Origin of the sequence: Curtobacterium flaccumfaciens (genome assembly GCF_013359815.1) — a bacterium.
GTDB classification, from domain to species: Bacteria; Actinomycetota; Actinomycetes; order Actinomycetales; family Microbacteriaceae; genus Curtobacterium; species Curtobacterium flaccumfaciens.
In genome coordinates this window covers 122,779-149,344 of the sequence record NZ_JABMCF010000041.1, presented here as the reverse complement: position 1 = coordinate 149,344, position 26,566 = coordinate 122,779, and the positions used below count along the sequence as shown (strand labels likewise).

23 protein-coding genes and 2 riboswitches are annotated in these 26,566 nt (G+C 69.7%); of the genes, 13 read left to right on the top strand and 10 right to left on the bottom strand.

Going from position 1 to position 26,566, the window contains the following annotated elements; all coding sequences use genetic code 11:
- Positions 1-28 precede the first annotated feature (28 nt).
- On the top strand, positions 29-913 hold the full coding sequence (locus HP445_RS17590) for a LysR substrate-binding domain-containing protein (protein ID WP_128781198.1): 885 nt from the start codon (positions 29-31) through the stop codon (positions 911-913).
- 54 nt (positions 914-967) lie between these two features.
- Here the strand turns inward: HP445_RS17590 and HP445_RS17585 are convergent, their stop codons facing one another.
- From HP445_RS17585 to HP445_RS17570, 4 genes are read right to left on the bottom strand one after another with little or no spacing between them, the layout of a single operon-like run.
- On the bottom strand, positions 968-1,222 hold the full coding sequence (locus HP445_RS17585; protein ID WP_128781199.1) for a hypothetical protein: 255 nt from the start codon (positions 1,220-1,222) through the stop codon (positions 968-970).
- Complete coding sequence (locus tag HP445_RS17580) at positions 1,219-1,701, bottom strand: FBP domain-containing protein (RefSeq protein WP_027464546.1); 483 nt, start codon at positions 1,699-1,701, stop codon at positions 1,219-1,221. The genes HP445_RS17585 and HP445_RS17580 overlap by 4 nt, the downstream gene beginning before the upstream one ends.
- Positions 1,702-1,741: 40 nt before the next feature.
- Complete coding sequence (locus tag HP445_RS19240) at positions 1,742-2,479, bottom strand: M48 family metalloprotease (protein WP_111033247.1); 738 nt, start codon at positions 2,477-2,479, stop codon at positions 1,742-1,744.
- Positions 2,480-2,492: 13 nt separating this feature from the next.
- A complete protein-coding gene (locus HP445_RS17570; RefSeq protein ID WP_027464548.1) occupies positions 2,493-2,867 on the bottom strand; it encodes a BlaI/MecI/CopY family transcriptional regulator in 375 nt (124 codons plus the stop codon).
- A 96-nt stretch (positions 2,868-2,963) separates the two neighbouring features.
- A riboswitch (glycine riboswitch) is annotated at positions 2,964-3,135 on the top strand.
- Positions 3,136-3,237, top strand: a riboswitch (glycine riboswitch). It abuts the riboswitch before it with no gap.
- 49 nt (positions 3,238-3,286) lie between these two features.
- On the opposite strand from HP445_RS17570, the gene gcvT reads away from it, so the two are divergent.
- The 8 genes from gcvT (at position 3,287) to HP445_RS17530 (ending at position 14,267) form a co-directional block, all read left to right on the top strand.
- Entirely contained in the window at positions 3,287-4,432 is a 1,146-nt protein-coding gene (gene gcvT, locus HP445_RS17565; RefSeq protein ID WP_128781201.1) for a glycine cleavage system aminomethyltransferase GcvT, read from the top strand.
- Positions 4,433-4,436: 4 nt separating this feature from the next.
- A complete protein-coding gene (gene gcvH / locus HP445_RS17560) occupies positions 4,437-4,814 on the top strand; it encodes a glycine cleavage system protein GcvH (protein ID WP_128781202.1) in 378 nt (125 codons plus the stop codon).
- The gene (gene gcvP / locus HP445_RS17555) at positions 4,811-7,732 is read left to right on the top strand and encodes an aminomethyl-transferring glycine dehydrogenase (RefSeq protein WP_128781203.1); all 2,922 of its coding nucleotides are present in this window, start codon (positions 4,811-4,813) and stop codon (positions 7,730-7,732) included. Before gcvH ends, gcvP begins: the two co-directional genes overlap by 4 nt.
- Positions 7,733-8,242: 510 nt before the next feature.
- The gene (locus tag HP445_RS17550) at positions 8,243-9,868 is read left to right on the top strand and encodes a peptide ABC transporter substrate-binding protein (protein ID WP_110864434.1); all 1,626 of its coding nucleotides are present in this window, start codon (positions 8,243-8,245) and stop codon (positions 9,866-9,868) included.
- 221 nt (positions 9,869-10,089) lie between these two features.
- Positions 10,090-11,019: an ABC transporter permease gene (locus HP445_RS17545; RefSeq protein WP_110864435.1), complete on the top strand. Its 930-nt coding sequence runs from the start codon at positions 10,090-10,092 to the stop codon at positions 11,017-11,019.
- The gene (locus HP445_RS17540) at positions 11,009-11,959 is read left to right on the top strand and encodes an ABC transporter permease (RefSeq protein WP_071404174.1); all 951 of its coding nucleotides are present in this window, start codon (positions 11,009-11,011) and stop codon (positions 11,957-11,959) included. The genes HP445_RS17545 and HP445_RS17540 overlap by 11 nt, the downstream gene beginning before the upstream one ends.
- Positions 11,956-13,698, top strand: coding sequence for a dipeptide ABC transporter ATP-binding protein (locus HP445_RS17535; protein ID WP_071404173.1), 1,743 nt, complete (start codon positions 11,956-11,958; stop codon positions 13,696-13,698). Before HP445_RS17540 ends, HP445_RS17535 begins: the two co-directional genes overlap by 4 nt.
- Before the next feature lie 62 nt (positions 13,699-13,760).
- Positions 13,761-14,267, top strand: coding sequence for a PH domain-containing protein (locus HP445_RS17530; protein ID WP_128781204.1), 507 nt, complete (start codon positions 13,761-13,763; stop codon positions 14,265-14,267).
- Positions 14,268-14,371: 104 nt separating this feature from the next.
- Here HP445_RS17530 and HP445_RS17525 read toward each other — a convergent pair whose 3' ends face one another.
- The 3 genes from HP445_RS17525 to HP445_RS17515 are packed head-to-tail and all read right to left on the bottom strand — an operon-like array spanning position 14,372 to position 18,431.
- Positions 14,372-16,516: a dipeptide ABC transporter ATP-binding protein gene (locus tag HP445_RS17525; protein ID WP_128781205.1), complete on the bottom strand. Its 2,145-nt coding sequence runs from the start codon at positions 16,514-16,516 to the stop codon at positions 14,372-14,374.
- Positions 16,509-17,447 carry an ABC transporter permease gene (locus HP445_RS17520; protein ID WP_071404170.1) on the bottom strand — a complete coding sequence of 313 codons (939 nt, stop codon included), beginning with the start codon at positions 17,445-17,447 and terminating at the stop codon, positions 16,509-16,511. The genes HP445_RS17525 and HP445_RS17520 overlap by 8 nt, the downstream gene beginning before the upstream one ends.
- Positions 17,448-17,450: 3 nt before the next feature.
- Entirely contained in the window at positions 17,451-18,431 is a 981-nt protein-coding gene (locus tag HP445_RS17515; protein ID WP_110864437.1) for an ABC transporter permease, read from the bottom strand.
- Positions 18,432-18,686: 255 nt separating this feature from the next.
- Between HP445_RS17515 and HP445_RS17510 the strand changes: the two genes are divergently transcribed.
- The gene (locus HP445_RS17510; protein ID WP_128781206.1) at positions 18,687-20,405 is read left to right on the top strand and encodes an ABC transporter family substrate-binding protein; all 1,719 of its coding nucleotides are present in this window, start codon (positions 18,687-18,689) and stop codon (positions 20,403-20,405) included.
- Positions 20,406-20,492: 87 nt separating this feature from the next.
- On the opposite strand, the gene HP445_RS17505 is transcribed toward HP445_RS17510, so the two are convergent.
- The 3 genes from HP445_RS17505 to HP445_RS17495 form a co-directional block, all read right to left on the bottom strand.
- Positions 20,493-21,044, bottom strand: coding sequence for a PH domain-containing protein (locus tag HP445_RS17505; RefSeq protein ID WP_128781207.1), 552 nt, complete (start codon positions 21,042-21,044; stop codon positions 20,493-20,495).
- Positions 21,045-21,237: 193 nt separating this feature from the next.
- Entirely contained in the window at positions 21,238-21,717 is a 480-nt protein-coding gene (locus HP445_RS17500) for a peroxiredoxin (protein ID WP_071404167.1), read from the bottom strand.
- A gap of 76 nt (positions 21,718-21,793) precedes the next feature.
- Positions 21,794-22,543, bottom strand: coding sequence for a CPBP family intramembrane glutamic endopeptidase (locus HP445_RS17495; RefSeq protein WP_071404166.1), 750 nt, complete (start codon positions 22,541-22,543; stop codon positions 21,794-21,796).
- Positions 22,544-22,664: 121 nt separating this feature from the next.
- On the opposite strand from HP445_RS17495, the gene typA reads away from it, so the two are divergent.
- The 3 genes from typA (at position 22,665) to HP445_RS17480 (ending at position 26,547) form a co-directional block, all read left to right on the top strand.
- Complete coding sequence (typA, locus tag HP445_RS17490) at positions 22,665-24,587, top strand: translational GTPase TypA (RefSeq protein ID WP_027464562.1); 1,923 nt, start codon at positions 22,665-22,667, stop codon at positions 24,585-24,587.
- A 100-nt stretch (positions 24,588-24,687) separates the two neighbouring features.
- The gene (locus tag HP445_RS17485) at positions 24,688-25,881 is read left to right on the top strand and encodes an amidohydrolase (protein ID WP_164941235.1); all 1,194 of its coding nucleotides are present in this window, start codon (positions 24,688-24,690) and stop codon (positions 25,879-25,881) included.
- A gap of 117 nt (positions 25,882-25,998) precedes the next feature.
- Entirely contained in the window at positions 25,999-26,547 is a 549-nt protein-coding gene (locus HP445_RS17480; protein WP_071404165.1) for a hypothetical protein, read from the top strand.
- Positions 26,548-26,566: the final 19 nt, after the last annotated feature.

Below are 26,566 nucleotides of genomic sequence, written 5' to 3'. Positions count from 1 at the left end.
CGTTCGCGCTGATCGATAGCCTGTGTGCATGGATCGAGAACCGGACGTCGACCTCCGGCAGCTGCGGGCGTTCCTCGCCGTCGCCGACGAGCTGCACTTCGGCCGCGCGGCCGAGCAGCTGCGGATCGCGCAGCCCGCGCTGTCCCAGCAGATCCGGCGGACCGAACGCGCGCTCGGGGTCGACCTGTTCGTCCGGACCAGCCGCAGCGTCGCCCTGACTGCCGCCGGCCGGGTGCTGCAGGGCCGTGCGCGGTCGCTGCTCGGGCAGGTGCGACGGGACCTCGACGAGACGGTGCGGGTCGGGCGGGGCGAGGTCGGTCGGCTCGACGTCGGGTTCGTCGTCTCCGCCCTGCCCCTCGGCCCGATCGAACGTGTGCAGGCGTTCCGGGAGCGCTACCCCCTGGTCCGGGTCGAACTGACCGAGGGGTACTCGTCGACCCTGTTGGCACGGATCGTGCGCGGCGAACTCGACCTCGCCGTCGTCCGCGATGCCGACCCGGACCCCGCCGTGCGGCTGCTGCCGTTCCGTTCCGAGGCCTTCGTCGCCGCCGTGCCGCGCGGCCACCGGTTGGCAGATCGGGATCGCATCCGCGGCACCGAGCTGGTCGACGAGCCGTTCGTGTTCTTCCCGGCGGTCGCTGGGGCGCTGGCGACCGAGCGCAACCTCGCACCGGTCACCGCCGGTGGCCGCCGACCCGTCATCGTGCAGGAGGCCACGACCTGGGCGACCGTGCTGCACCTGGTCGGGGTGGGCCTCGGTGTCACGGTGGTGCCGGAGAGCGCCGCGCGCGCCGCACCCGACACGGTGGCGCTCCTGCCGCTCGAGGGCAGCGACCACCGCAGCGAGCTCGCCTGGGCGATGCGCGCCGACGACGACCGCGAGATCCTGCGCAACTTCGTCGCCGCGGACTGACCGAGGTGACTGACTGACTGCCCGCACGAAAGGAAGCCGTCCGGGCGTCCTCGTTCAGCCCAGCGACAGCACGGGCGCCCGGTGGTCGCCGAGTTCGTCGATGCGCCACGGCCGAGCCCCGCGCAGCGTCAAGCCGAGCTGCACGAGCACGAACCCGACGTGCGGCTCGACGTCGGGGTCCCACGGCCCCTCGACGCGCAGGCCGAACGCGCCGAGTTCGTCGTCGGCCTCGTCCCGCAGGGTCAGCCGCCACCGGCCGTCGCCGAGTTCCTCGACCACAGCCCAGCGGGCGGTGCCGAACCGGCTCACGCCGTCTTGGTGATGTCCGCGGTGAAATTCTGCACGCGCTGCAGCAGGGAGGCTCCACGCATCGCGATGGTCGCCGGCGGGTTCAGGTGCGGGGGCGCGGTGCGGATCAGCATCGGGCACCCGAGGTCTTCGCAGATGTACGTGCCGATCGTGTTGCCGTTGCGCCCGGACTCACCGGCACGCGCGGCGGAGAACAGCCGGACCTGGGTCGCGGGCTGCGGCGAGTGGCAGAACGAGCACATCGCGGCGATGCCGGGGCGCAGCGAGCCACCGGCGGACCGGACGACGATGCCCACGGGGCGCTCGTCGATCCAGGACACGATGTACCCGCGGCGGGCGGCCTGCGGGTCGCGCCAGCCCAGGAACTCGCGTTCGTCCCAGAGTGTCTCGTGCAGGCCCGGGATGGGCAGCTGTGCGAGTTCGTCGGGGGTGGCGTTCACGAACGACGATCGGATGTCGGCTTCGGTCAGTGGCTTCACGGTCCGATCACCATATGCCTCGCCCCCGACACATGGTGCGTCACGACAGCCTGGAGGCGCGGATCGCGCCGAGCGCGCTGCTCCCGTCCGCCACCAGCACCGCCCGGCGCAGGGCGTCGCGTCCGACGCGACGGGCCGCCGCGTCGTCCGCGGCGAACTCCACGAGCACACGCGTCGACCGCGCCATGGCGCGCGCACCTGGCACCCACGGGACCGCACGTTCGATCGATTCCGCGACCGCGACCGCAGCCGCGTGGTGCTGGGTCAGGTGGGCGCGTTCGTGGGCGACCACGGCCTCCAGTTCGTCGGTGCGCAACCGGTCTGCCAAGCCGGTGCTGACGAGGACACCACCGCTCCGACCCGGCACGGCGCACGCCAGTGCGTGGTCGGCCTCGACGACGGCGACGGGGGTGCCGTCGATCTCGCGGTGTGGGGCGACACCGGAACGCATCGCCTGCCGGACGGCCTCGTGTTCCGGGCCGGGGCGCACCCGGACCGCGACGACGAACGCGACGACCCCGAGCAGCGCGACGCCGACGTTGAAGCCGTGCGTGGGGGAGCCGCCCCCGCCGAACAGCTCGGTGACCGGACGGTCCGCGAGCACCACGAGGGTGATGCCGACCACGAAGCCGACGACGCCGAGCAGGACCGCGACCGACCAGCAGACCAGCGCGGTGCGGGGCAGGTCGATCGTCCAGGCGGAACGGGTCAGGACCCGGGGTGCGAACACCACCACCGCGAGTGCGAGGACGATGAGCGCGATGCCGGCGACGACCACGGTGCGCAGCCGGTCAGGAGCGGGCGCGGGCGTCGAGGGCGCGGCGCAGGGCCTCGAGGTCGTCCGAGGCGAGCGAGCCGGTGAACTGCAGCAGTGCGGCCTCACGGTCGGACGACGCGGCCAGCGCGCTCGACATCAGCGACGCGGTCTGCTCGTCACGACTGTGCACGGCGCGGAACGTCAGGGGAGCGTCGTCGTGCTGCTCCCGTTCCACCTGGCCCTTGCGGCCGAGTCGGTCGAGCACGGTGAGGACGGTCGTCAGCGCGGGGCGGGGCTCCGGGAACGCGTCGAGCACCTGGCGCGCGGTGAGCCCGGCGTCGGCGGAGCGGAGGGCGTCGAGCACCGCCTGCTCCAGCTGCCCGCGCGGGCGCGATCGTTGTCCGGCCATCCCCGCATTCTACGAGATGTCGAAGGCTCGCTCGCGACACACGCTCGAAACGCGGCCTCGGTATGCTCGTCGCGGACAACTGAACACACCGGCCGTTCATCCGTCGCGGGAGACGCCGTGCACGTACCTCCGGGTACGTCGTGCCTCTGGGTACATCGTGCCTCTGGGTACACCGTGCCTCTGGGTACACCGTGCCCTCGGGCGCACGCACGGCACCGAAGGAGCAATCCCCCCGTCAATCTCTCAGGTCCCACACCGCAGCGGACAGGCCACTCTGAAAAGCAGACGCTCGGTCGTCTCGCCCACGGTGAAAGCCGCCGGACCTCACGGGCCGCGGTGAAACTCTCAGGCCCATGACAGAGGGGGAGTTCCACCCGGCGATCGTCGCCGGGCCCTGCCGATGCCAGGAGAACTCCGCCATGAGTCCGTCCCCACTGCCCACGCCGGGTCAGCGTTCGTCGCCGCTCGAAGCCGTGCACGAGGCCGCCGGTGCGACCTTCACCGACTTCGCCGGGTACCGCATGCCCGTGCGCTACTCGTCGGACCTCGCCGAGCACCACGCCGTGCGCGAGGCCGCCGGGGTCTTCGACCTGTCGCACATGGCCGAGATCGGGGTGACCGGCAGCGATGCCGTCGCCTTCCTCGACCACGCGCTCGCCGGGTCCTTCGGCACGATGCCGATCGGCCGCGCCAAGTACTCGCTGCTGCTCGCCGAGGACGGCGGGATCCTCGACGACCTCGTCGTGTACCGGACCGATGACGACGTCTTCCTCGTCGTCGCGAACGCGTCCAACCGCGACGTGGCCGTCACCGCGCTCACCGCCCGGGCCGACGGGTTCGACGTCGAGGTCTCCGACGACTCCGACACCACGGCCCTCGTCGCGATCCAGGGCCCCGCGGCTGCCGGCACGCTCGACACGCTCGTCGTCGCCGACCGCCTGCAGCCCGAGACCCCGTTCGACGAACTCGGCTACTACCGCGTGCTGCACGCGCTGTTCGACGGTGCCGACGTGCTCGTCGCGCGGACCGGGTACACCGGCGAGGACGGCTTCGAGGTCTACACGGACCCGGACACCGCCCCGGTGCTCTGGGACGCCCTGCTCGAGGCCGGCGCCGACCGCGGGGTCGTCCCCGCCGGGCTCGCCGCACGCGACACCCTGCGACTCGAGGCCGGCATGCCCCTCTACGGGCACGAGCTCGGCACCGACGTCCGTCCGGCCCAGGCCGGCCTCGGCCGCGTCGTCGCCAAGGACGGCGACTTCGTCGGTGCGTCCGGCGTCACCCCCTCCGCGGACGCCCGCGTGCTCGTCGGCCTGGTGACCGAGGGCCGCCGTGCTCCCCGCGCGGGCTACGACGTCGTGCTCGACGGCACGGTCGTCGGCACCGTGACCTCGGGCGCGCTCTCGCCGACGCTCGGCCACCCCGTCGCGATGGCCTTCGTCGACCCGGCTGCGCTCGACGCCGTGTCGGACGGGGCACAGGTCCTCCACATCGACGTCCGCGGGACTGCCGTCCCCAGCACGGTCTCCGCGTTCCCCTTCTACCGCCGCGCCTCGAAAGGCTGACCCCATGACCGACCAGACCGCACTCCAGTACACGGCCGACCACGAGTGGCTGCTCGTCGAGGGCGACACCGTCACCGTCGGCATCACCGACCACGCCGCCGAGCAGCTCGGTGACGTCGTCTACGTCGAGCTCCCCGCCGTCGGCACCGCCACCACCGCCGGCGACCAGATCGGGGAGATCGAGTCGACCAAGAGCGTCGGCGAGCTCTTCGCCCCGATCGAGGGCGAGGTCGTCGAGGTCAACGACGCCGTCGTCGACACCCCCGACACCGTCAACCAGGACCCGTTCGGTGCCGGCTGGCTCGTGAAGATCAAGGTCGACGGCACCTCGTTCCCCGAGGACCTGATGGACCACGAGGCGTACCGGGCCTCCATCGCATGACCGCGTTCGAGAACCTCCAGACGACCTTCGCCGACCGCCACATCGGCACCACCCCGGCCGACCAGCAGGCCATGCTCGACGTCGTCGGACAGCTGTCGCTCGACGCGCTGGTCCGTGCGGCGATCCCGGAGTCCATCCACGTCGGCCCCGTCGCCGACTCGGTGATCCCGGCCGCCGTCGGCGAGACCGAGGCGCTCGCCGAACTCCGCGCGAAGGCCGGCCGCAACACCGTGCGCCGCGCGATGATCGGCCTCGGCTACCACGGCACCCACACGCCCGCGGTGATCCAGCGCAACGTGCTCGAGAACCCGAGCTGGTACACGGCGTACACGCCCTACCAGCCGGAGATCTCGCAGGGCCGCCTCGAAGCACTCATCAACTTCCAGACGATGGTGTCCGACCTGACCGGCATGGCCACCGCCGGCGCCTCGATGCTCGACGAGGGCACCGCCGTGGTCGAGGGCATGCTCCTCGCCCGCCGCGCGTCCAAGGTCAAGGGCGACGCGTTCCTCGTCGACGCCGACCTGCTGCCGCAGACCCGTGCACTGCTCGACCACCGTGCCGACGCTGTGGGCATCACGCTGCGCGCGTTCGACGCTGCCGCCGGCCCGAGCGACGACCAGCTCGACGGCGCGTTCGGCGTCATCCTGCAGTACCCGGGCGCCTCGGGCCGCATCATCGACCCGTCGTCCGTCATCGGGCGGGTCCACTCCGGCGGCGGCATCGCCGTCGTCGCAGCCGACCTGCTCGCGATGACCCTGCTCGCCAGCCCCGGCGACCTGGGTGCCGACGTGGCCGTCGGGACGAGCCAGCGCTTCGGCGTCCCGCTCGGCTTCGGTGGCCCGCACGCCGGCTACCTCGCGGTGCGGGCCGGCCTCGAGCGTCAGCTCCCCGGTCGCCTGGTCGGGGTGTCCTTCGACGCCGACGGTCAGATGGCCTACCGCCTCAGCCTGCAGACCCGCGAGCAGCACATCCGCCGCGAGAAGGCGACGAGCAACATCTGCACCGCGCAGGTCCTGCTCGCCGTGATGGCCTCGATGTACGCGGTCTACCACGGGCCCGAGGGCCTGCGGTTCATCGCCGGCCGGGTCGCCCGGACCACCGGTGCACTCGCCGCCGTGGCGCGTGACGCCGGAGTCGAGGTCGTGCACGACGCCTTCTTCGACACGCTCACCCTGCGGGCCGTCGGTCGCGCCGAGGCGATCGTCGCGGCAGCGCAGGACGCGGGCTACCTGCTGCACGTCGTGGACGCCGACACGTTCCAGCTGTCCGTCGACGAGACGACCACGCCCGACGACGTCGCGGCGCTGGCGGGCGTGCTCGGGGCGGTGGACGTGACCGTCCCCGCGACCGAGGCCGCCGTGCGCGACGCGGCCACGGGCCTCCCGTCCGCCCTGCAGCGCGAGAGCGACTACCTGACGCACCCCGTGTTCAGTGCACACCGCAGCGAGACCCGCATGATGCGGTACCTCAAGCACCTGTCCGACAAGGACTACGCGCTCGACCGCGGCATGATCCCGCTCGGCAGCTGCACGATGAAGCTCAACGCGGCGACCGAGATGGCCGCCGTGACCTGGCCGGAGTTCGCGAACATCCACCCGTTCGCACCGCGCGAAGACGTCGAGGGGTACCTCGACATGATCGGCGACCTCGAGTCGTGGCTCGCCGAGGTCACCGGCTACGACACCGTGTCCCTGCAGCCGAACGCCGGCAGCCAGGGTGAGCTCGCCGGCCTGCTGGCCATCCGTGGGTACCACCAGGCTCGTGGCGACGAGGACCGGACGGTCTGCCTCATCCCGTCGAGCGCGCACGGCACGAACGCCGCGTCCGCGGTGCTCGCCGGCATGAAGGTCGTCGTGGTGGCCTGCGACGAGAACGGCAACGTCGACCTCGAGGACCTCCGGGCCCGTGTCGCCGCTCACGCCGACACCCTCGCGGCCCTGATGATCACGTACCCGTCCACCCACGGCGTCTACGAGCACGACATCCGCGAGATCTGCGACGCCGTGCACGACGCAGGCGGCCAGGTCTACGTCGACGGCGCGAACCTCAACGCGCTGCTCGGCCACGCCCGCTTCGGCGACTTCGGCGGCGACGTGTCGCACCTCAACCTGCACAAGACCTTCTGCATCCCGCACGGCGGTGGCGGCCCCGGCGTGGGACCCGTCGCCGCGAAGGCACACCTGGCACCGTTCCTGCCCGGTCACCCGTTCGCCCAGCAGGCCGACCGGCGCTCCGGTGCGACCGCCGCCGAGGCGGACGACCGCCTGGCGCACGCCGGTGGCCCGGTCAGTGCTGCTCCCTACGGCAGCCCGAGCATCCTGCCCATCACGTGGACGTACGTCCGGATGATGGGGCTCGAGGGCCTCACCCGTGCGACCGAGGCCGCGGTCCTCGGCGCGAACTACATCGCTGCTCGTCTTCGCGACGCGTTCCCGGTGCTCTACACGGGCGACGACGGACTCGTCGCGCACGAGTGCATCCTCGACCTCCGCCCGCTGCGTGACACCACCGGCATCACGGTCGACGACGTCGCGAAGCGCCTGGTCGACTACGGGTTCCACGCGCCGACGATGTCGTTCCCGGTGGCGGGCACGCTCATGGTCGAACCGACCGAGAGCGAGGACCTCGCCGAGCTCGACCGCTTCGTCGACGCCATGCTCGCGATCCGGGCCGAAGCCGCAGCGGTCGAGCGCGGGGAGTGGCCGGCGGACGACAACCCGCTCGTGCATGCCCCGCACACCGCCTCGTCGGTGATCTCGGGGGAGTGGGCACACGCCTACACCCGCGAGCAGGCCGTCTACCCGCTGCCGGGCATCAGCGGCCGGAAGTACTGGCCGCCGGTGCGTCGCATCGACCAGGCGTACGGGGACCGCAACCTGGTGTGCGCGTGCCCGCCGATCGAGGCGTTCGCCTGATCCCGACCGGCGCCGACACCCCCGTCGTCGCCGAGCGCCCCGTGCCCCGTCCGGTCCTCCGGGCGGGGCACGGTCGTGTCCGGCGGGCGGCACGGTCGTGTCCCGGCTGGTCACGACACCCCGCCCAGTTCCGCCGAGCGGTCACGCACAGTCGTCCGGACCCGCTCCCACCGACAGTTCGTGACCACTCGGCGCGCCACCTACGGCATGTCCTGACCGCTCCACGCAGCCCCCGAGCCGTACCCCTGAGCGATGCTCGGCCGTCCCCCGACTTGCACAGAAGTGTGACGGAGTGCAATGGATTTCATGCGGATGCAACAAAAACGCACCCTTCACCGGCACGCGCGCAAATGTTGCATCTTGTCGCAAGGATCGTGCAAGTTGGTTACCGGCGTGTAACCGTTCGCCCCTGGGTTTGGACGCCGCTGTTCACCTTGCCTACGCTGCAAAGGTCAAACGCGCCCGGGCGACACCGCTGTGCCCTGCGCGTCCCATGCACCAGGAGGAACCTTGATCAAGAAGCGCGCCGGGCTTTCCGCCCTCGCCGTGCTCGGGGCCACAGCACTCGCCCTGACCGCCTGCTCCAGCAACAGCTCCGACGGGGGTGGCTCGGGCTCGGCGAACGCGTCCGGGATCGTCACCACCAACGGCAGCGAACCCCAGAACCCGCTGATCCCGTCGAACACCACCGAGACCGGTGGCGGCAAGATCATCGACTCGCTCTTCGAGGGCCTCGTCTCGTACGACGCCGACGGCAAGCCGGTCAACGAGGTCGCCAAGAGCATCGACACCGATGACTCGAAGACGTTCGACATCACGCTGAACACCGGCTACACCTTCACCAACGGCGAGAAGGTCACGGCCGAGTCGTTCACCAAGGCGTGGAACTGGGCAGCCCAGAAGTCGAACGCCCAGGGCGCCAGCTACTTCTTCGAGAACATCGAGGGCTACAACGCCGACAAGGACTCCGAGCTCACCGGCCTCAAGGTCGTGGACGACGACGAGTTCACCGTCACGCTGAAGTCGGCGCAGTCCGACTTCCCGCTGTCGCTCGGCTACTCGGCGTTCGTGCCGCTCCCGTCGGCGTTCTACGACGACACCAAGGCCTTCGGTGAGAACCCGATCGGCAACGGTCCGTACAAGCTCGACGGCAAGAAGGCCTGGACCCACAACCAGTCCATCAAGCTCGTCACCAACAAGGACTACGAGGGCAAGCGCAAGCCGAAGAACGGTGGTCTCACGATCACGTTCTACGCCTCGCAGGACACCGCGTACTCCGACGCCCAGGGCGGCAACCTCGACGTCCTCGACGCCGTGCCGGACAGCGCGTTCAAGACCTACAAGTCCGACTTCCCGGACTCGAACGTCAACCAGCCCGCCGCGATCTTCCAGGCGATCTACCTGCCCTACTACCTCGACCACTGGAAGGGTGAAGAGGGCAAGCTGCGTCGCGAGGCCGTCTCGATGGCGATCAACCGCAAGCAGATCACCGACAAGATCTTCGACGGCACCCGTACCCCGGCCAAGGACTTCACCTCCCCGGTGATCGCCGGCTGGAACGACGACCTCGACGGTTCGGACGTCCTGGACTACGACGAGTCCGAGGCCAAGAAGCTCTGGGCCGAGGCCGACAAGATCTCGAAGTACGACGACACGCTCACCATCACGTACAACGCCGATGGTGGCCACGAGGCCTGGGTGACCGCGGTCACGAACTCGATCTCGAACACGCTCGGCATCAAGGCCGAGGGCAACGCGATCCCGACGTTCCAGGAAGCCCTGGACCTCCAGACGAACGACAAGCTCACGGGCGGCAGCCGCACCGGTTGGCAGGCCGACTACCCGTCGCTGTACAACTTCCTCGGCCCGACCATGGGTGAGGGCTCGTCGAACAACTACTCGCGGTACGACTCCAAGGAGTACAACGAGCTGCTCGCCAAGGGCCGTTCGGCTGCGACCGTCGAAGAGGGCAACAAGTCCTTCGACCAGGCACAGGAACTCCTGTTCGAGGACCTGCCTGAGATCCCGCTCTGGTACTCCAACGTGACCGGTGTCTGGAACGCGGACAACGTGTCGAACGTCAAGTTCGGCTGGAACTCGGTGCCGCTGTACTACGACATCGAGGTCAAGAACTGATCCAGGTCTCCTAGAGACCGAAGCGCGAGCAGGTATCCTGCTTCGCGATCACCGGACGGGGGTTCGGGGGCCGCACAGGTCCCCGAACCCCCGTACCACGGTGGCAACACCCCCACACAGCGGGCGCCCTCCCGCACCGGACATCCGTGCCGACCCTCGGACCGTCCACCCCTCACCACAATGAACCTGATCGACATCGCTCCGGACCGGGCAGTGATCTGATGCTCTGGTACCTCGGCAAGCGCCTCCTGCAACTCATCCCCGTGTTCTTCGGGGCCACGTTCCTCATCTACTTCCTGGTCTTCTCGCTGCCCGGCGACCCGATCGCCGCGCTGTTCGGCGACCGGCAGCCGTCGCCGCAGGTCATCGAGACGCTGCGTCAGCAGTACAACCTCGACAAGCCGTTCATCGTGCAGTACCTGCTCTGGATCGGCGGCGTGTTCCGCGGCGACCTCGGCGTGACCTACTCGGGTCTGCCGGTCAGCCAGCAGCTCGCATCGGCCTTCCCGATCACCGCGCGCCTGGCGATCCTCGCGCTCGTGTTCGAGGCCGTCGCCGGCATCGTCGTCGGCGTCGTCGCGGGTCTGCGCAAGGGCAAGCTGTTCGACGCCACCGCGCTCGTCGTGTCGCTCCTGCTCATCTCGGTGCCGACCTTCGTCGTCGGGTTCGTGCTGCAGTACGTCTTCGGCATCAAGCTCGGGCTGTTCCGGGTCACGGTGTCCGGCGAGGCGCCGTGGAGTGAACTCGTCCTGCCGGCGATCGTCCTCGCCTCGGTCTCGTTCGCGTACATCGTGCGTCTGACCCGGGCCAGCGTCGCCGAGAACATGAGCGCCGACTTCGTGCGCACCGCCACGGCCAAGGGCCTGCCCCGTCGTCGTGTCGTCGGCGTGCACATCTTCCGGAACTCGCTCATCCCCGTGGTGACCTACCTGGGTGTCGACATCGGCAACCTGATGGTCGGCGCGATCGTGACCGAGGGCATCTTCAACATCAACGGTGTCGGCGGCACGGTGTTCCGCGCCGTCAAGCTCGGCGAAGGCCCGACGGTGGTCTCCTTCGTCGCCGTGATGGTCATCATCTTCATGCTCGCCAACCTCCTGGTGGACCTGCTCTACGCCGTCCTGGACCCGAGGATCCGCTATGCCAAGTAACGCCGCACCCCGCTCGGCGACGCACTACGTCGCCCCGCTCGAAGAAACCCCCCTGCAGGCGGTCGACCAGGTCAACGAGGACGAGAAGACCCGTTCCCTGTGGACCGACGCCTGGGAGTCCATGCGGACCCGCCCGACGTTCTGGATCTCCTCGATCCTGATCCTGCTGATCATCGTCGTCGCGGTCTTCCCGGGGCTCTTCGCCCACGTCGACCCGCGCGCGTCGAACCTCGACAACAGCGACGGCGGACCCGAGGCCGGGCACATCCTCGGCTTCACGCGTCAGGGCTCGGACGTCTACGCCCGCGTGATCTGGGGTGCCCAGAACTCGCTCATCGTCGGCATCGTCGCGACGATCCTGGTGTCGATCGTCGGCATCGTGATCGGTTCCCTGGCCGGCTTCTACGGCGGCTGGCTCGACACGATCGTGTCCCGCATCGGTGACATCTTCTTCTCGATCCCCACCGTCCTCGGTGCGATCGTGATCATGTCGGTCATCCCCGCGCGGAACGCGATCACCGTCGCGCTCGTCCTCGCCGCGTTCGCGTGGCCGCAGATCGCCCGCATCATGCGTGGCGCCGTGCTGAGCGCCAAGCAGGCGGACTACGTGATGGCGTCGGCAGCCCTGGGTGTCAACCGGTTCCGGACGCTCGTGCGTCACGTCATCCCGAACTCGCTGGCTCCGGTCATCGTGGTCGCGACCGTGTCGCTCGGCACGTTCATCGTCGCCGAGGCGACGCTGTCGTTCCTCGGCATCGGTCTGCCGCCGTCGGCCCTGAGCTGGGGCCTCGACATCGGCACCGCCCAGACGTCGATCCGCACGAACCCGTCGACGATCTTCTGGCCGTCGGCAGCCCTGTCCATCACCGTGCTCGCGTTCCTGCTCCTCGGTGACGTGGTGCGCGACGCGCTCGACCCGAAGGCGAGGGCCCGCCGATGAGCGAGACACTGACCCAGACGAACAGCAGCCGCACCGGCGGTTCCGGCGCCCCGCTGCTCGAGATCACCGACCTGCAGGTCGGCTTCAAGACCCAGAGCGGCCTCGTGCAGGCCGTCCGCGGCGTCAACCTCACCCTCGAGCAGGGCGAGCGGCTGGCCATCGTCGGGGAGTCCGGTTCGGGCAAGTCGACGAGTGCCCAGGCGATCATCAAGCTGCTCCCCGGCACCGGTGAGGTCACCGGCGGTTCGATCAAGTTCAACGGGCGTGAGCTCGTCGGGCTGAGCGACAAGGAGATGTCGGAGATCCGCGGGAAGGAGATCGGCTACGTCCCCCAGGACCCGATGTCGAACCTCAACCCGCTGTGGTCGATCGGCTTCCAGGTCGAAGAGGCGATCCGTGCGAACGGCATGGCGACCGGCAAGAAGGCCGTCCGTGACCGTGCTGTCGAGGTCCTGCAGGAGGCTGGCCTCGGCGACGCCTCGACCCGCCTGAAGCAGTACCCGCACGAGTTCTCCGGCGGCATGCGCCAGCGCGTGCTCATCGGCATCGGTCTGTCGAGCCGCCCGCAGCTGCTCATCGCCGACGAGCCGACGAGCGCGCTCGACGTGACCGTCCAGCGCGTCATCCTCGACCACCTCGAGAGCCTGACCCGCGACTTCGGCACCTCAGTGCTGTTCATCACGCACGACCTCGGCCTCGCCGCCGAGCGCGCCGAGAAGCTCGTCGTGATGTACAAGGGCCAGGTCGTCGAGGCCGGTCCCTCGAAGGAGATCCTCGCCAACCCGCAGCACCCGTACACGCAGCGGCTCGTCGCGGCGGCCCCGTCGCTGGCCAGCCGTCGCATCCAGTCGAAGGTGCAGCACGCACGCGTCGACATCGCCGACGCCGGCAACGACGACGCCGAGCTGATCGCCCGGGCCCAGGAGCGCGAACACCGTCCGGCCGAGGACCTCATCGTGGTGAAGAACCTCGAGAAGGTCTACAAGCTGCGCGGCAAGAGCCTCGCCACCCGCGAGCTCAAGGCCGTCGACGACGTGTCGTTCTCGATCCAGAAGGGCACCACCACGGCGCTCGTCGGCGAGTCCGGTTCGGGCAAGTCGACCGTCGCGAAGCTCGTCCTGCAGCTCGAGAGCATCACGAGCGGCACAGTGCAGTTCGACGGCATCGACATCGGCGCGCTGAAGGGCAAGGACCTCTTCGACTTCCGCCGTCGCGTGCAGCCGGTGTTCCAGGACCCGTACGGCTCCCTGGACCCGATGTACAACGTCGGGAACACGATCGCCGAGCCGCTCGCCACGCACAAGGTGGGCGACAAGGCATCGCGTCGCGCCCGGGTGCTCGAGCTGCTCGACCAGGTCGCGCTGCCGAAGTCGATGGTGAACCGCTACCCGAACGAGCTGTCCGGTGGCCAGCGACAGCGCATCGCCGTCGCTCGCGCGCTGGCGCTCAAGCCGGAGGTCATCGTCCTCGACGAGGCCGTCTCCGCGCTCGATGTGCTCGTGCAGGGGCAGATCCTCGACCTGCTCACCGAGCTGCAGACCGAGCTCGGCCTGACGTACCTGTTCATCACGCACGACCTCGCGGTCGTCCGCCTCGTCGCGGACAACGTGTGCGTCATGCGCCGTGGGCAGATCGTCGAGAAGGCGACGACCGACGAGGTCTTCGCCGCCCCGAAGGAGCAGTACACGAAGGACCTCCTGGCCGCCATCCCCGGCGCCGGGTTCGAGTTCGGACGCTGATCCACCTGGACACGAACGAGGCCGGACGCCCCGTCGTCCTCCGCGCTGGTCGCGGGGGCGCGGTGGCGTCCGGCCTCGTCGCCGTCCTGGGCCTGTTCCTGCTCGGCGATGCGGCGTTCCGGGGGAGCTGGGACGTCGTCCTCCGTGCCGCCGGCCCGATCGCCGTGCTCGTCTGGGCGCTCTGGGTCCTGACCTACCGCCCGTGCATCGTCATCGACGAGCGCGCGGTCATCGTGCTCAACCCGCTCCGCCGCACCGTGGTGCCGTGGCGGGCCGTCGCCGACGTCCGGCTCCGCTGGCAGATCGTGATCGAGACGGTCGCCGGCCGGAAGGTCCAGTGCTGGGGCGGGCCGTCGCTGCCGCGGCCGAAGCCGGCCCGGCGCGGTGAGCGGGCCGTCCTGCGACAGCCCGACGAGATGACGGTGCTGCTCGACCGCTGGTCCGAGCACCGAGACGGCACGGCCGCCGGCGACGCCGTGCGTGGCTGGGACGTGCCGGCCCTGGCGGTCGGCGCAGCCGCGCTGGCGCTCCTCGCCGCTTCGCTGCTCAGCCTGTGGCTGGGAGCCTGACGCGGCTCGCGATCGCGACCACACGACGGACGGGAGGCCCGGTACCAGCTGGTACCGGGCCTCCCGTCCATCTGCTGGTCACGTCCACGGCGTGACCGGCGTCGTCAGACGACCGCGCCGACCCGCTCGGTGAGCAGGTGCTCCTGGTCGGTCTGGATGCAGGCGACACCGCGGCCGTGCACGGGCTCGAGGCCCGGGTCGATCGTGCGGCACTGCTCCTGCCGGCCCTCGTCGAGGAGCTGGTAGAGCGGGCAGCGCGTGCGGAACCGGCAGCCGTCGATGCGCTCCGTGGGGGAGGGCAGGTCGCCGTCGAGCAGGATGCGCCCGCGGGCGGCCTCGGCCATGGGGTCCGGCACCGGCACGGCCGACAGCAGTGCCCGGGTGTACGGGTGCTGGGGGTCCGAGAACACCGCGTCGCCGTCGCCGTACTCGACGATGCGGCCGAGGTACATGACCGCGACGTCGTCGGCGATGTGCCGGACGACGGACAGGTCGTGCGCCACGAACAGGTAGGACAGCCCGAGGCGGTGCTTGAGGTCCTCGAGCAGGTTGATCACACCGGCCTGCACCGAGACGTCGAGCGCGGAGACCGGCTCGTCGAGCACCAGGATCTTCGGCTCGACGACGAGCGCACGGGCGATGCCGATGCGCTGCCGCTGGCCGCCGGAGAACTCGTGCGGGTACCGGTCGATGTAGCTCGGCTCGAGCCCGACCAGCTCGAGGACCTCGCGCACCCGCCGGCGGATCTCGTCCTTCGCGACGCCGTGCACGGTGAGGGGTTCACCGATCACCGAGCCGATGTCGAGGCGCGGGTCGATCGACGCCATCGGGTCCTGGAACACGACCTGGATGTCGCGGCGCAGTGCCAGACGGTCCTTCTTGGACAGCGAGGCGGTGTCGACGCCGTTCACCCGGATGGTGCCGTGCTGGGCCCCGGCGAGCTCGAGGATCTCCATGATGGTGGTCGTCTTGCCGCAGCCGGACTCGCCGACCAGACCGAGCACCTGGCCGCGCTTGAGCGTCAGGGAGATGCCGTCCACCGCGTGCACCTCGCCGATCTGCCGGCGGAAGAGCGCGCCCTTGGTGAGCGGGAACGTCTTGACGACGTCCTGCAGCTCGAGCACGACCTCGTCGCCGTGGTCGACCGCTGCCTCGGGGACGTCCTCGGGGCGGGGGAAGATCTCCGAGCGCTCGAGGGTGCCCGCGGCGATCTCGTCGCGACGGATGCACGCGGCGGTGTGGTCGTCGAGCAGGGTGCCGTTGCCGATCGTCTGGACGGCACCGGTCAGGACCGGGTTGTCGGCGCTCTGCGGCACCGTCGGTGCGACGAGGGCGGGTTCGCCGTCGCGGCACGCGTCGATGACGGCGGGGCAGCGGTCGGCGAACGGGCAGCCGGTCGGCTTCTGCGTGAGCAGGGGCGGGCGGCCGTCGAGCGGGACGAGCCGCTCGGTGCGGGCGGACGTCATGTTCGGCATCGAGCGGAGCAGCCCGATCGTGTACGGCATCACCGGTTCACGGAACAGGGGGAGCACCGGCGCCGTCTCGACGATCCGGCCGGCGTACATCACGGCGACACGGTCGGCGTTGCCGGCGACGACGCCGAGGTCGTGCGTGATGAGCACGACGGCCGCACCGGTCATGTCCTTGGCGGTCTGCAGCACGTCGAGGATCTGCGCCTGGATCGTCACGTCGAGCGCCGTGGTCGGCTCGTCCGCGATGATCAGCTTCGGGTCGTTCGCGATGGCGATGGCGATCATCGCGCGCTGGCGCATGCCGCCGGAGAACTCGTGCGGGAACGCGTCGAGTCGTCGCGCCGGGTTCGGGATGCCGACGATGCGCAGGAGTTCCTCGGCGCGGGTGCGTGCGGCGTGCTGGGTGAGGGAGCGGTCGTGCAGGCGCAGGCCCTCGATGATCTGCTGGCCGATCGTGTACACCGGCGTCAATGCGGACAGCGGGTCCTGGAACACCATCGCGATGTCCCGGCCGCGCAGCGCCGACATCTCGCGATCGTTCCTGCCGACGAGCTCCTGCCCGTCGAACCGGATGCTGCCCTGCACCTGAGCGGAGGACGGCAGCAGGCCCATCACGGCCATCGAGGACACCGACTTGCCGGAACCCGACTCGCCCACGATGCCGAGGAACTCACCGGGGGCCACCGAGTAGTCGACACCCCGGACCGCGTAGACGGGCTTGGTCTTCGGGTTGAACGTGACCGACAGGTCGGACACGGTGAGCAGCGGCTCAGTCACGGTTGGCTCCGGAGGTGGGGTCGATGGCGTCGCGCAGGGCGTCGCCGAGCAGGCTGGTCGAGAGCACGGTCGCGACGAGGGTCGCGGCGGGCAGGACGAACAGCCACGGGCGGGTGACGGCGGACTGGCTGCCGGCGGCGAGCAGGGTGCCGAGCGACACGTCGGGGATCTGGATGCCGAAGCCGAAGAAGCTCAGCGAGCTCTCCGCCAGGATCGCGGCGCCGACGCCGAGCGTGGCGTCGATGATGAGCAGCGACGCCACGTTCGGCAGGATGTGCCGACGGATGATCGTGAACGCCGGGACGCCCATGAACCGGGCGGCCTTGACGTAGTCGCGTTCGCGGAGCGACATCGTCTGACCGCGGATCACCCTGGCCATCACCATCCAGCTGAACACCGCGAGGCCGACGATGAGGGCAACCCATGTCAGGTTCTTGAACACCGGGCTGAGCAGCACGAGCGCGTAGAACGACGGGATCACGAGCAGCAGGTCGATGACCCACACGAGCAGCCGGTCGGTGAGGCCGCCGAAGTACCCGGCGATCGCGCCGACGATGCCGGCGATCAGGGTCGCTGCCGGGCCGGCGATCAGGCCGATGAGCAGCGACTTCTGCAGGCCGACCAGGGTCTGCGCGTAGATGTCCTGGCCGATGTCGTTCGTGCCGAACCAGTGCGCAGCGCTCGGCGGCATGCCGAACGCCAGCCCGTCGGAGTCGACGGCGTTCCAGTGGTACAGGTACGGGCCGAGGAACGCCCAGAGGATGATGAGGAGCAGGGCGCTGCCGCCGATGCGTGCGCGCCAGGTGCCGAACACCTTGCGCCAGAGCGGGGTGCGGCCGCCCTTCACCTCGATGACGTGCGCCGGCGTCCCGGCGTTGCCGTCGCCGGGGTCACCGGCGGTGGTCGTGGTCGTGGGGTCGAGAACAGACACGGGTCACACCCTCACTCGCGGGTCGAGCGCGGCGTACAGCAGGTCCGCGAGGGTCCCTGCGATGAGCACGAGGATCGCCGTGAAGAGGATCGTGCCCGACGCCGCGTTGATGTCGTTGTTGCTGATGCTCTGGACGAAGTACTCGCCCATGCCGTGCCAGCTGAAGACCAGCTCGGTGATGCTCGCGCCGGTCAGGATGAGTCCGAACGAGTACGCGAAGAAGGTCGACATCGGGATGAGGGCGACCCGCACACCGTGGCGCATGATCGCCGAGCCGCGGGTGCGGCCCTTCGACCGTGCGGTCCGGATGAAGTCGTTCGACAGCACGTCGAGCATCGCCGAGCGCTGGTAGCGCGAGTAGGTGGCGACGGCGCCGATGGTCAGCGAGATCGTCGGTAACAACAGGTGCACGAGCCGGTCGCCGAGCACCGGGAAGAACCCGGTCACCCCCGGCGTGTACTCGCCGGTGAACCGGATCACCTGCGTCCCGACGCCCTGGTTGAGCGTGGTCGCGAGGATCATCAGCACGACCGCGATGACGAAGGTCGGGGTGGCGAGCACCGCGAACGACAGGTACGTCGACACCTGGTCGGAGGTGCGGTACTGCCGGACCGCGTTCCAGACGCCGAGGAGCACCCCGAGGATCGCGCCGAGCAGTGTGCCGATCACGAGCAGCCGCAGGCTCGTCCCGGAGCGGGCGATGATGTCGGCCGTCACCTCGGTGCCGCGGGTGCTCATGCCCAGCGAGCCGTGCGTCACCAGCCCGACCCACCAGTCCCAGGTGCGGACGAGGAGCGGGGTGTCCGGATCGGCGCCGAGCTTGCGGAGCGACGCCTGGATGGTGCCCGGCGGCACGGCCGGGTTGCGCCCCAGGAACCGGGCTGCCGGGTTGAGCGTCGTGCTGGCGAGGATGTACCCGAGCGTGGTCGCCACGATCGTCAGGACGATGTAGTTGACGATCCGCTTTGCGATGAAGGCGAGCATGTGGTTCGTGACCTCTGGGTGCGGCCGTCCGACCGGACGGCGTTGTCGGTGGCGACAGGCTAGCCGTTCGAGCGACTGGGTGGGACAACGGAAGTGACGCTATGCAACATTCGTTACGAGCGTGTTTCGATTCATCGCACAGACCCTTGTGCCGCCTTCGGATGTGGCTAGGGTTCTCAACCAACAGGCGCGACGGCGGGGGCCGCCGCGGTCCAGCGCGATCTGCGCGAACCACAACGAAAGGGAATCCTCGCCATGCGAAAGAGGATCAAGGGCATCGCCGTCCTGGCCACCGCTGCGGCAGCTGCCGTCGTGCTGGCAGGCTGCTCCGGCGGCGGAGAAGCGGGCGGCGACAACTCCGCGGTCGCCGAGTCGTCGCTGAAGTCGACCGGCTGGACCGTCGCGGACCGCGCCGACGTCAAGGACGGCGGGTCGATCACCCTGCCGATCGACACAGCTCCGGCGAACTGGCAGCTGCTCAACCTGGACTCGGGGACCGTCGACGACACGACGATCTCGCAGACCTACCTGCCGAGCTTCATCCAGTTCAAGGAGAACGGCGAGTGGGAGGCGAACAAGGACTACGCGACGTCCGTCGAGCTGACCAAGGACTCGCCCCAGACCGTCGAGATCAAGATCAACCCGAAGGCCGTGTGGTCGGACGGCACCCCGATCAGCGCGAAGGACGTCATCGCGAACTGGAAGGCGCTGAACGGCACGAACAAGGCCTTCGCGCCCCTCGCCACCAACGTGTGGGAGGACGTGGACTCGGTCAAGCAGGGCTCCGACGAGCGTGACGTCATCATGACGTTCTCGAAGACCAACGCCGACTGGGCGAGCGTCCTCACCGCCATCTACCCGTACTGGGCCGTCGACACCCCGGACCACTTCAACAAGGCCTGGGCCAAGGCGCCGTACGCCGCCGACGGCAAGACCTACGTCTCCGGTGGTCCGTACATCCTGAAGTCCTTCGACACCAACGGCGGCGTCGTGACCTTCGAGAAGAACTCCAAGTGGTGGGGTGACCCGGGCAAGCTCGACACGATCGTCTTCAAGACGGTCTCGCGTGACGGCGTCGCCCAGGCGTACGGCAACAAGGAGCTCGACGCCTTCAACCTGAACGGCAGCGCCGACAACCTCAAGACGGCGAACTCGCGCTCCGACTCGAAGATCGAGCGCTCGCTCGGCACCACGCAGCGCCAGATCACGCTGAACGGCACCTCGGACGTCTTCAAGGACCAGGACGTGCGCCAGGCGTTCGCGCAGGCCATCAACCGCAAGGTCGTGGCCCAGGCGATCCTGTCGCCGGTGAAGAGCCCGGGCGACGTGCTCAACAACCTCGTCTACCTGCCCGGACAGCAGGGCTACGAGGACGACGCGTCGAGCGTCTACGGCTACAGCACCGACAAGGCGAAGTCGAAGCTCGAGGACGCCGGCTGGAAGATCGGCTCGGACGGCTACGCGACCAAGGGCGGCAAGGAACTCGACGTCCGCTTCGTGATCCCGTCGGACAACCCGAACTCGGCGAACGTCGCGCAGCTCGTGCAGCAGCAGACCAAGCTCGCCGGCTTCAAGGTGACCATCGACACCGTGCCCACCGACGACTTCTTCACGAAGTACATCACCACGACGACGCGTGACTTCGACGCCACGTACTTCGCGTGGCAGGGCACGCCGTTCCCGATCTCATCGCTGAAGTCGATCTACTACCCCGCCGACGCCGGCCAGAACTACTCCGGCGTGACGGACGACTCGCTCGGTGCCGCGTGGGACAAGGCGAACGGCGAGCTCGACCCGGATGCCCGCATCAAGGACGCGCAGGCCATCGACAAGAAGATCGTCGCGGTCGCAGGCACCATCCCGCTGTTCGCCGAGCCGTACGCCTGGGGTGTGCGCAAGGACCTGGTGAACTACGGTCCGGCGCAGTTCCAGCAGTCCTCGGTCAAGTGGCAGGACGTCGGCTACACGAAGTAGTCGCGACCTCGTTCACGAACGACCGCGTTCACGAACGACACCCCCGACGTCGCACGACGTCGGGGGTGTCGTTCTGCGTCGTGACCGTCAGAACCGTGCCGCCGCCAGCGACGCCGCGACCCCGAGGACGACCATCGCCAGGATCGTCCAGCCGTGGGTGCGGTGCGTGATCGGCGCAGCCGTCACGGTCGACGGGGGCGGGCCGTCCTGCTCGGCCGGGGCGGGCACGTGGGCCAGCATCCGCGCGGCTGCAGCGTCGACGTCCAGGCGATCCGGGCCTCCCGGCTGGTCACCGCTGTGCGCGGCGAGACGCGCCGTCGGGCGGGTCGCGATCCAGACGCGGCGGACGCCCTCGCTGGTGACCACCTCGATGCCGTACTTCGTACGCACCTCGCTGATGCGGGACCAGGTGTAGGTGCTGGTCCGCCGGACGTCCACGATGCGCAGGTGCTCCGGCGTCAGCTCGATCCGCGGACGCCAGAGCGCTGCCCAGGCGACGAACGCGACGGCGATGCTCGGGATCGGCACGAGCCAGGGGGCGCCGCCGCCGAGCAGGGCCAGTGGGACGAGCACGACGGCCACGACCCAGAGGACGACGGCGAGGGCGCGCAGGCCGGGGGCGACGATGGTGGTGGGCACCGGACGAGGGTACGAGATGCCTCCCCGGAGACGCCCGGGGAGCGGGTGTGACACACCGGCGCGTATCTCCGGACGACCCGATTCCCCGGGGAGGCAGATCCTGGACGGACCCTCGTGCCGTCAATGGTCGTCGCCCCCAGTTGGAGTGTCAATACCCCATCGCGACGCATTCAGGGGAATCCCACGCCGAGGACTACGAAACGAGCAGTTCGATCTGTTCGCGGATGGTCTCGGCCTTCGGGAACCGCAGACCGACCAGGCCGACGTGCCGCCACCGGACCACGCCGTCGGGGCCGATCACGAAGACCGACCGACGCAGGCCGATGCCCGGGGCCTGCACCCCGTACGCGCGGATCACCGAGCCGGCGGTGTCACTGAGCAGCGGGAACGCGAGCGAGGACCCGCGGGCGAACCCCTCGTGCGAGTCGAGTGCCTGCGGGCTGATGCCCCACACGGTCGCGCCGAGGTCGGTGAACTCGTCGAGTTCGGCCTGGTAGCTGCAGAGCTGGGCCGTGCAGACCGCCGTCGCGTCGCCCGGGTAGAAGGCCAGCACGACGGTCCGGCCGATCTCGGCGGACAGGTCGTACTCGTCGTCGGAGCGGACGCCGCCGCGCACGACCATCCCCGGCAGGGTGAACGACGGGGCGGACTCGCCGATCGCGGGGATGCTCATGGGTCTCACGGTAGGGCGGCCCGGCGGTGGTTGCCCCTCGGCGCGCTGAGCGGGGGCTGTGGATGCGCTCCGCGGCCTACGAGAACAACTGCGGGAACGCGTGCGCCACCCAGGGGTACCCGACGAAGACCACCGCGTCGAGCAGGGCGTGCGTGATGACGAGCGGCAGGAGCCGGCCCCACCTCGTGTAGATCCAGCCGAACACGATGCCCATCACCGCGTTGCCGATGAACGCCCCGAACCCCTGGTACAGGTGGTAGCTGCCGCGCAGCAGAGCGGTCGACAGGATCATCTGCCAGCGGCCCCACCCGAGGTCGCCGAGACGGGCGTAGAGGTACCCGATCACGATCACCTCTTCCTGCAGGCCCGAGCGGATCGCGGACAGCAGCAGGACCGGGACCGTCCACCAGTACGAGTTCAGCGCGGCGGGGTCGACCGCGACCGTGATGCCGAGCGCCCGCCCCGCGAAGTACAGCGCGAGCCCTGGGATCCCGATGCACAGGGCGATGAGCGCCGGGCCGCCCAGGTCCGGCTTCGCCCGGAACCGGTCGATCCCGAGCCGGCCCAGGTGCGGTCGCGACGTGCTCCACAGCAGGTAACAGACGAGCGCCACCGGGGCCAGGTCCACCGCGATGCCGAGGAGCTGCCGGGCGAGGTCGACGTACTGCACCGTCGTCGACGAGGTGTTCAGCGCCGTCGACTGCTCGCCGAGCGGGGTCGTCTGCGACAGGTCGTCGATGATCTGCAGGATCGAGTAGAGGGCGCTGGCGCCGAGCGAGAGCAGCAGGACGATGGTGATCTCGACCCACGTTCGCCGACGGCTCATGCGCTGTACTCCTGTCGCTTGCGAACTACCGGTAGACTGGCGTGTCGGGCGTTCTGCCCACGGGTGCGGTGCTGTGAAAACACTGGCCCGACACTCTCCCAGAAATTGAAGGATGTCCTGTATGGCGCTCGCCACCCGGTCCGACCTGCGCAACGTCGCCATCGTGGCACACGTCGACCACGGCAAGACCACCCTCGTCGACGCGATGCTCACGCAGACCAACTCGTTCGACGCCCACTTCGAGGGCGAAGACCGCATGATGGACTCGAACGACCTCGAGCGCGAGAAGGGCATCACGATCCTCGCGAAGAACACGTCGGTGCTCTACAACGGCAAGCACGCGACCGAGTTCGGCGCGGACGGCCCCATCACCATCAACGTGATCGACACGCCCGGCCACGCCGACTTCGGTGGTGAGGTCGAGCGCGGCCTCTCCATGGTCGACGGTGTCGTGCTGCTCGTCGACGCTTCCGAAGGTCCCCTGCCCCAGACCCGCTTCGTGCTGCGCAAGGCGCTCGCCGCGAAGCTCCCGGTGATCCTGCTCGTCAACAAGACGGACCGGCCCGACTCCCGCATCGACGAGGTCGTCTCCGAGTCCCAGGACCTGCTCCTCGGCCTCGCCTCCGACCTGTCCGACGAGGTCGACGACCTCGACCTCGACGCGATCCTCGACGTCCCGGTGGTCTACGCCTCGGGTCGCAACGGCGCCGCGTCGCGCAACAAGCCGAACGACGGCGAGCTGCCCGACAACGACGACCTCGAGCCGCTGTTCGAAGCGATCCTCCAGCACGTCCCGGCCCCGAAGTACGACGACGAGCACCCGCTGCAGGCGCACGTCACGAACCTCGACGCCTCCCCGTTCCTCGGTCGCCTGGCGCTCCTGCGCATCTTCCACGGCACCATGAAGAAGGGTCAGACGGTCGCGTGGGTCAAGCACGACGGCACCGTCGTCAACGCCCGCATCACCGAGCTCCTCATCACGAAGGCGCTCGACCGCTACCCGGCCGAGTCGGCTGGCCCCGGTGACATCGTCGCCGTCGCCGGCTTCGACACGATCACCATCGGCGAGACCCTGACCGACCCCGAGGACGTCCGCCCGCTGCCGACCATCACGGTCGACGACCCGGCGATCTCGATGACGATCGGCACGAACACCAGCCCGCTCGTCGGCAAGGTCAAGGGCCACAAGCTGACCGCGCGCATGGTCAAGGAGCGCCTCGACCGCGAGCTCGTCGGCAACGTCTCGCTCAAGGTCCTCGACATCGGCCGCCCCGACGCGTGGGAGGTCCAGGGTCGTGGTGAGCTCGCACTCGCCATCCTGGTCGAGCAGATGCGTCGCGAGGGCTTCGAGCTCACCGTCGGCAAGCCGCAGGTGGTCACGAAGCGTGACGAGAACGGCAAGCTGCAGGAGCCGTACGAGCACATGACGATCGACACGCCGGAGGAGTACCTCGGCGCGATCACGCAGCTCATGGCCGCTCGCAAGGGCCGCATGGAGAACATGACGAACCACGGCACCGGCTGGGTGCGCATGGAGTTCATCGTCCCGTCGCGCGGCCTGATCGGCTTCCGCACGTCGTTCCTCACGGAGACCCGCGGCACCGGCATCGCCAACGCGATCTTCCACGGCTACGACGAGTGGGCCGGCGCGATCCAGACCCGCATCAACGGCTCGATCGTCTCCGACCGCTCCGGTGTGGTGACGCCGTTCGCCATCACGAACCTCCAGGAGCGGATGTCGTTCTTCGTCAACCCGACCGAAGAGGTCTACGAGGGCATGGTCATCGGCGAGAACTCGCGCGCCGACGACATGGACGTGAACATCACCAAGGAGAAGAAGCTCACCAACATGCGGTCGGCCAACGCCGACACGTTCGAGTCGATGACGCCGTCGCGTCAGCTCTCGTTGGAGGAGTGCCTCGAGTTCGCCCGTGAGGACGAGTGCGTCGAGGTCACCCCCGCCGCCGTGCGCATCCGCAAGGTCGAGCTGGACGCGTCGGCTCGCCAGCGCTCCTACGCGCGTCTCAAGCGCCAGGACGCGTAAGCACCAGCACGAGCAACACGCGCGGAGGCCCGTCCTCCGTCCGACGGCCCGGTCACCTGCAACAGGTGGCCGGGCCGTTCGCGGTTGTACCGTGGTCAGCGTGACTCTCGACCTGCTCTCGATCTACCAGGACCTGCACGCCCACCCGGAGCTCGGCTTCCAGGAGCACCGCACCGCCGGTGTCATCACTGCGAAGCTCGCCGAGATCGGCGGGATCGAGGTGACGACGGGCGTCGGCGGCACCGGCGTCGTCGGTGTCGTGTCGAACGGCGAGGGCCCCGTGGTCTGGCTCCGCGCCGACATGGACGGCTTGCCCGTGCAGGAACGCACCGGGCTGTCCTACGCCAGCGAGCACGTCGGTACCGACGACGAGGGCCGCGAGGTCCCGACCATGCACGCCTGCGGCCACGACATCCACGTCACGTGGCTGCTCGGCACGCTCGAGCGTCTGGTCGCGACCACGGGTGACTGGCGCGGCACGGTCGTCGCCGTCTTCCAGCCCGCTGAAGAGGTCATCTCCGGCGCCCGCGCGATGGTCGAGGACGGCCTGGTCGAGCGGTTCCCGAAGCCGGACGTCGTGCTCGGGCAGCACTCCGCACCCGCACCGGTCGGCATCGTCGCGGTGGGCACCGGCCCCGTGATGGCGTCGAGCGACCGGCTGACGGTGACCTTCAACGGCCGTGGGGCGCACGGTTCGGCGCCGCAGGCCTCGCTCGACCCGGTCGTCACCGCGGCCTCGGCCGTCGTGCGGCTGCAGACCGTCGTCGCCCGCGAGGTCTCGCCGAGCGACGCGGGGGTCGTCACCGTCGGCAGCTTCCACGCCGGCACGCGGGCGAACATCATCCCCGACGAGGCCGTGATCGAGATCTCGACCCGGGCCCGCAACGAGGAGACCCGCCAGCGCATCATCGCCTCGATCGAGCGCATCGTCCGTGCCGAGAGCACGGCCGGTGGCCTGTCCGAGCCGACGATCGTGCGTGCACCGGGCGCCGAGGTCACCGTGAACGACGCCGAGGCAGCCGCCACCGTGCTCGACGCGATCCGCGCCGAGGTGCCGGGAGCCCGCGACCTGGAGATCGGGCTCGCCATGGCGTCGGAGGACGTCGGCCAGCTCGCCACCGCCGCCGGAGCGCCGCTCGTGTACTGGTTCACGGGCATCACCGACCCGGAGCGCTTCCGCCGCGGCGAGGAGATCCCGAGCAACCACTCGCCGTTCTACGCGCCGCAGGCCGAGACCGCGATCCCGGTCGGCGTCGACGCCCTGGTCGCGGCGACGCGCGCCTACGTCGCCTGACACGTTCTTCGGGAAGGAGGCCCGGGGCGGCCCCGCCGCGCACGTGACCGCCCCGGGGACGGCACGTTCACAGCCAACTCGCGCCGGGCCTCCCGGCTCGTCCGTTACGGTCGCGCCATGCGTTCCCTCCGTACCCCGCTGATCGCCGCCGTCGCTGCCGGCATCGCCCTGGCCGGACTCACCGGCTGCTCGACCCAGGCCGTGCAGCAGGCCACCGACCTCGGGTCCTCCGTCGCGTCGAACGTCGCCGACGGGGTCGCGGGGATCGACGGCAAGGCGATCCAGGACGGTATGTCCTCGGTCGCCGGCGGCATCGACGGCGCGCTCGACACGGCGCTCAAGGGTGCCGACGTGACCTCCGACGGCAAGGTGCCGGACGGGTTCCCGTCGGCCGACGTCCCGCTCGTCGACGGCACCGTGCTCGGCGGGGGAGCCGGACCGAACGGCTCCGGGTGGGTCGCGCAGGTCCGGGCGGCCTCGGTGGACGACTTCCAGGCCGCCGTGCAGCAGCTCACCGACGCCGGGTACACCGAGTCGGCCAAGCGTGCGGACTCGTCGAGCGCGTTCGGCATGTTCCGGAGCGACGCCTACCGCGTCGTCCTGACCTTCTCGGAGACCAAGGACAGCGGCGGCGTCACGGCGACCTACATCGTCACGCCCCGCTAGTCCCGTACCCTTGGGGACG

Excerpts from the sequence above, each read along its gene's own strand:
- HP445_RS17540 (WP_071404174.1), top strand. The coding sequence starts at position 11,009 with ATGCCAAGTAACGCCGCACCCCGCTCGGCGACGCACTACGTCGCCCCG.
- gcvH (WP_128781202.1), top strand. The coding sequence starts at position 4,437 with ATGACCGACCAGACCGCACTCCAGTACACGGCCGACCACGAGTGGCTG.
- gcvP (WP_128781203.1), top strand. The coding sequence starts at position 4,811 with ATGACCGCGTTCGAGAACCTCCAGACGACCTTCGCCGACCGCCACATC.
- HP445_RS17570 (WP_027464548.1), bottom strand. The coding sequence starts at position 2,867 with ATGGCCGGACAACGATCGCGCCCGCGCGGGCAGCTGGAGCAGGCGGTG.
- HP445_RS17515 (WP_110864437.1), bottom strand. The coding sequence starts at position 18,431 with ATGCTCGCCTTCATCGCAAAGCGGATCGTCAACTACATCGTCCTGACG.
- HP445_RS17590 (WP_128781198.1), top strand. The coding sequence starts at position 29 with ATGGATCGAGAACCGGACGTCGACCTCCGGCAGCTGCGGGCGTTCCTC.
- HP445_RS17535 (WP_071404173.1), top strand. The coding sequence starts at position 11,956 with ATGAGCGAGACACTGACCCAGACGAACAGCAGCCGCACCGGCGGTTCC.
- gcvT (WP_128781201.1), top strand. The coding sequence starts at position 3,287 with ATGAGTCCGTCCCCACTGCCCACGCCGGGTCAGCGTTCGTCGCCGCTC.
- HP445_RS17480 (WP_071404165.1), top strand. The coding sequence starts at position 25,999 with ATGCGTTCCCTCCGTACCCCGCTGATCGCCGCCGTCGCTGCCGGCATC.
- HP445_RS17510 (WP_128781206.1), top strand. The coding sequence starts at position 18,687 with ATGCGAAAGAGGATCAAGGGCATCGCCGTCCTGGCCACCGCTGCGGCA.
- HP445_RS17495 (WP_071404166.1), bottom strand. The coding sequence starts at position 22,543 with ATGAGCCGTCGGCGAACGTGGGTCGAGATCACCATCGTCCTGCTGCTC.
- HP445_RS17500 (WP_071404167.1), bottom strand. The coding sequence starts at position 21,717 with ATGAGCATCCCCGCGATCGGCGAGTCCGCCCCGTCGTTCACCCTGCCG.
- HP445_RS17545 (WP_110864435.1), top strand. The coding sequence starts at position 10,090 with ATGCTCTGGTACCTCGGCAAGCGCCTCCTGCAACTCATCCCCGTGTTC.
- typA (WP_027464562.1), top strand. The coding sequence starts at position 22,665 with ATGGCGCTCGCCACCCGGTCCGACCTGCGCAACGTCGCCATCGTGGCA.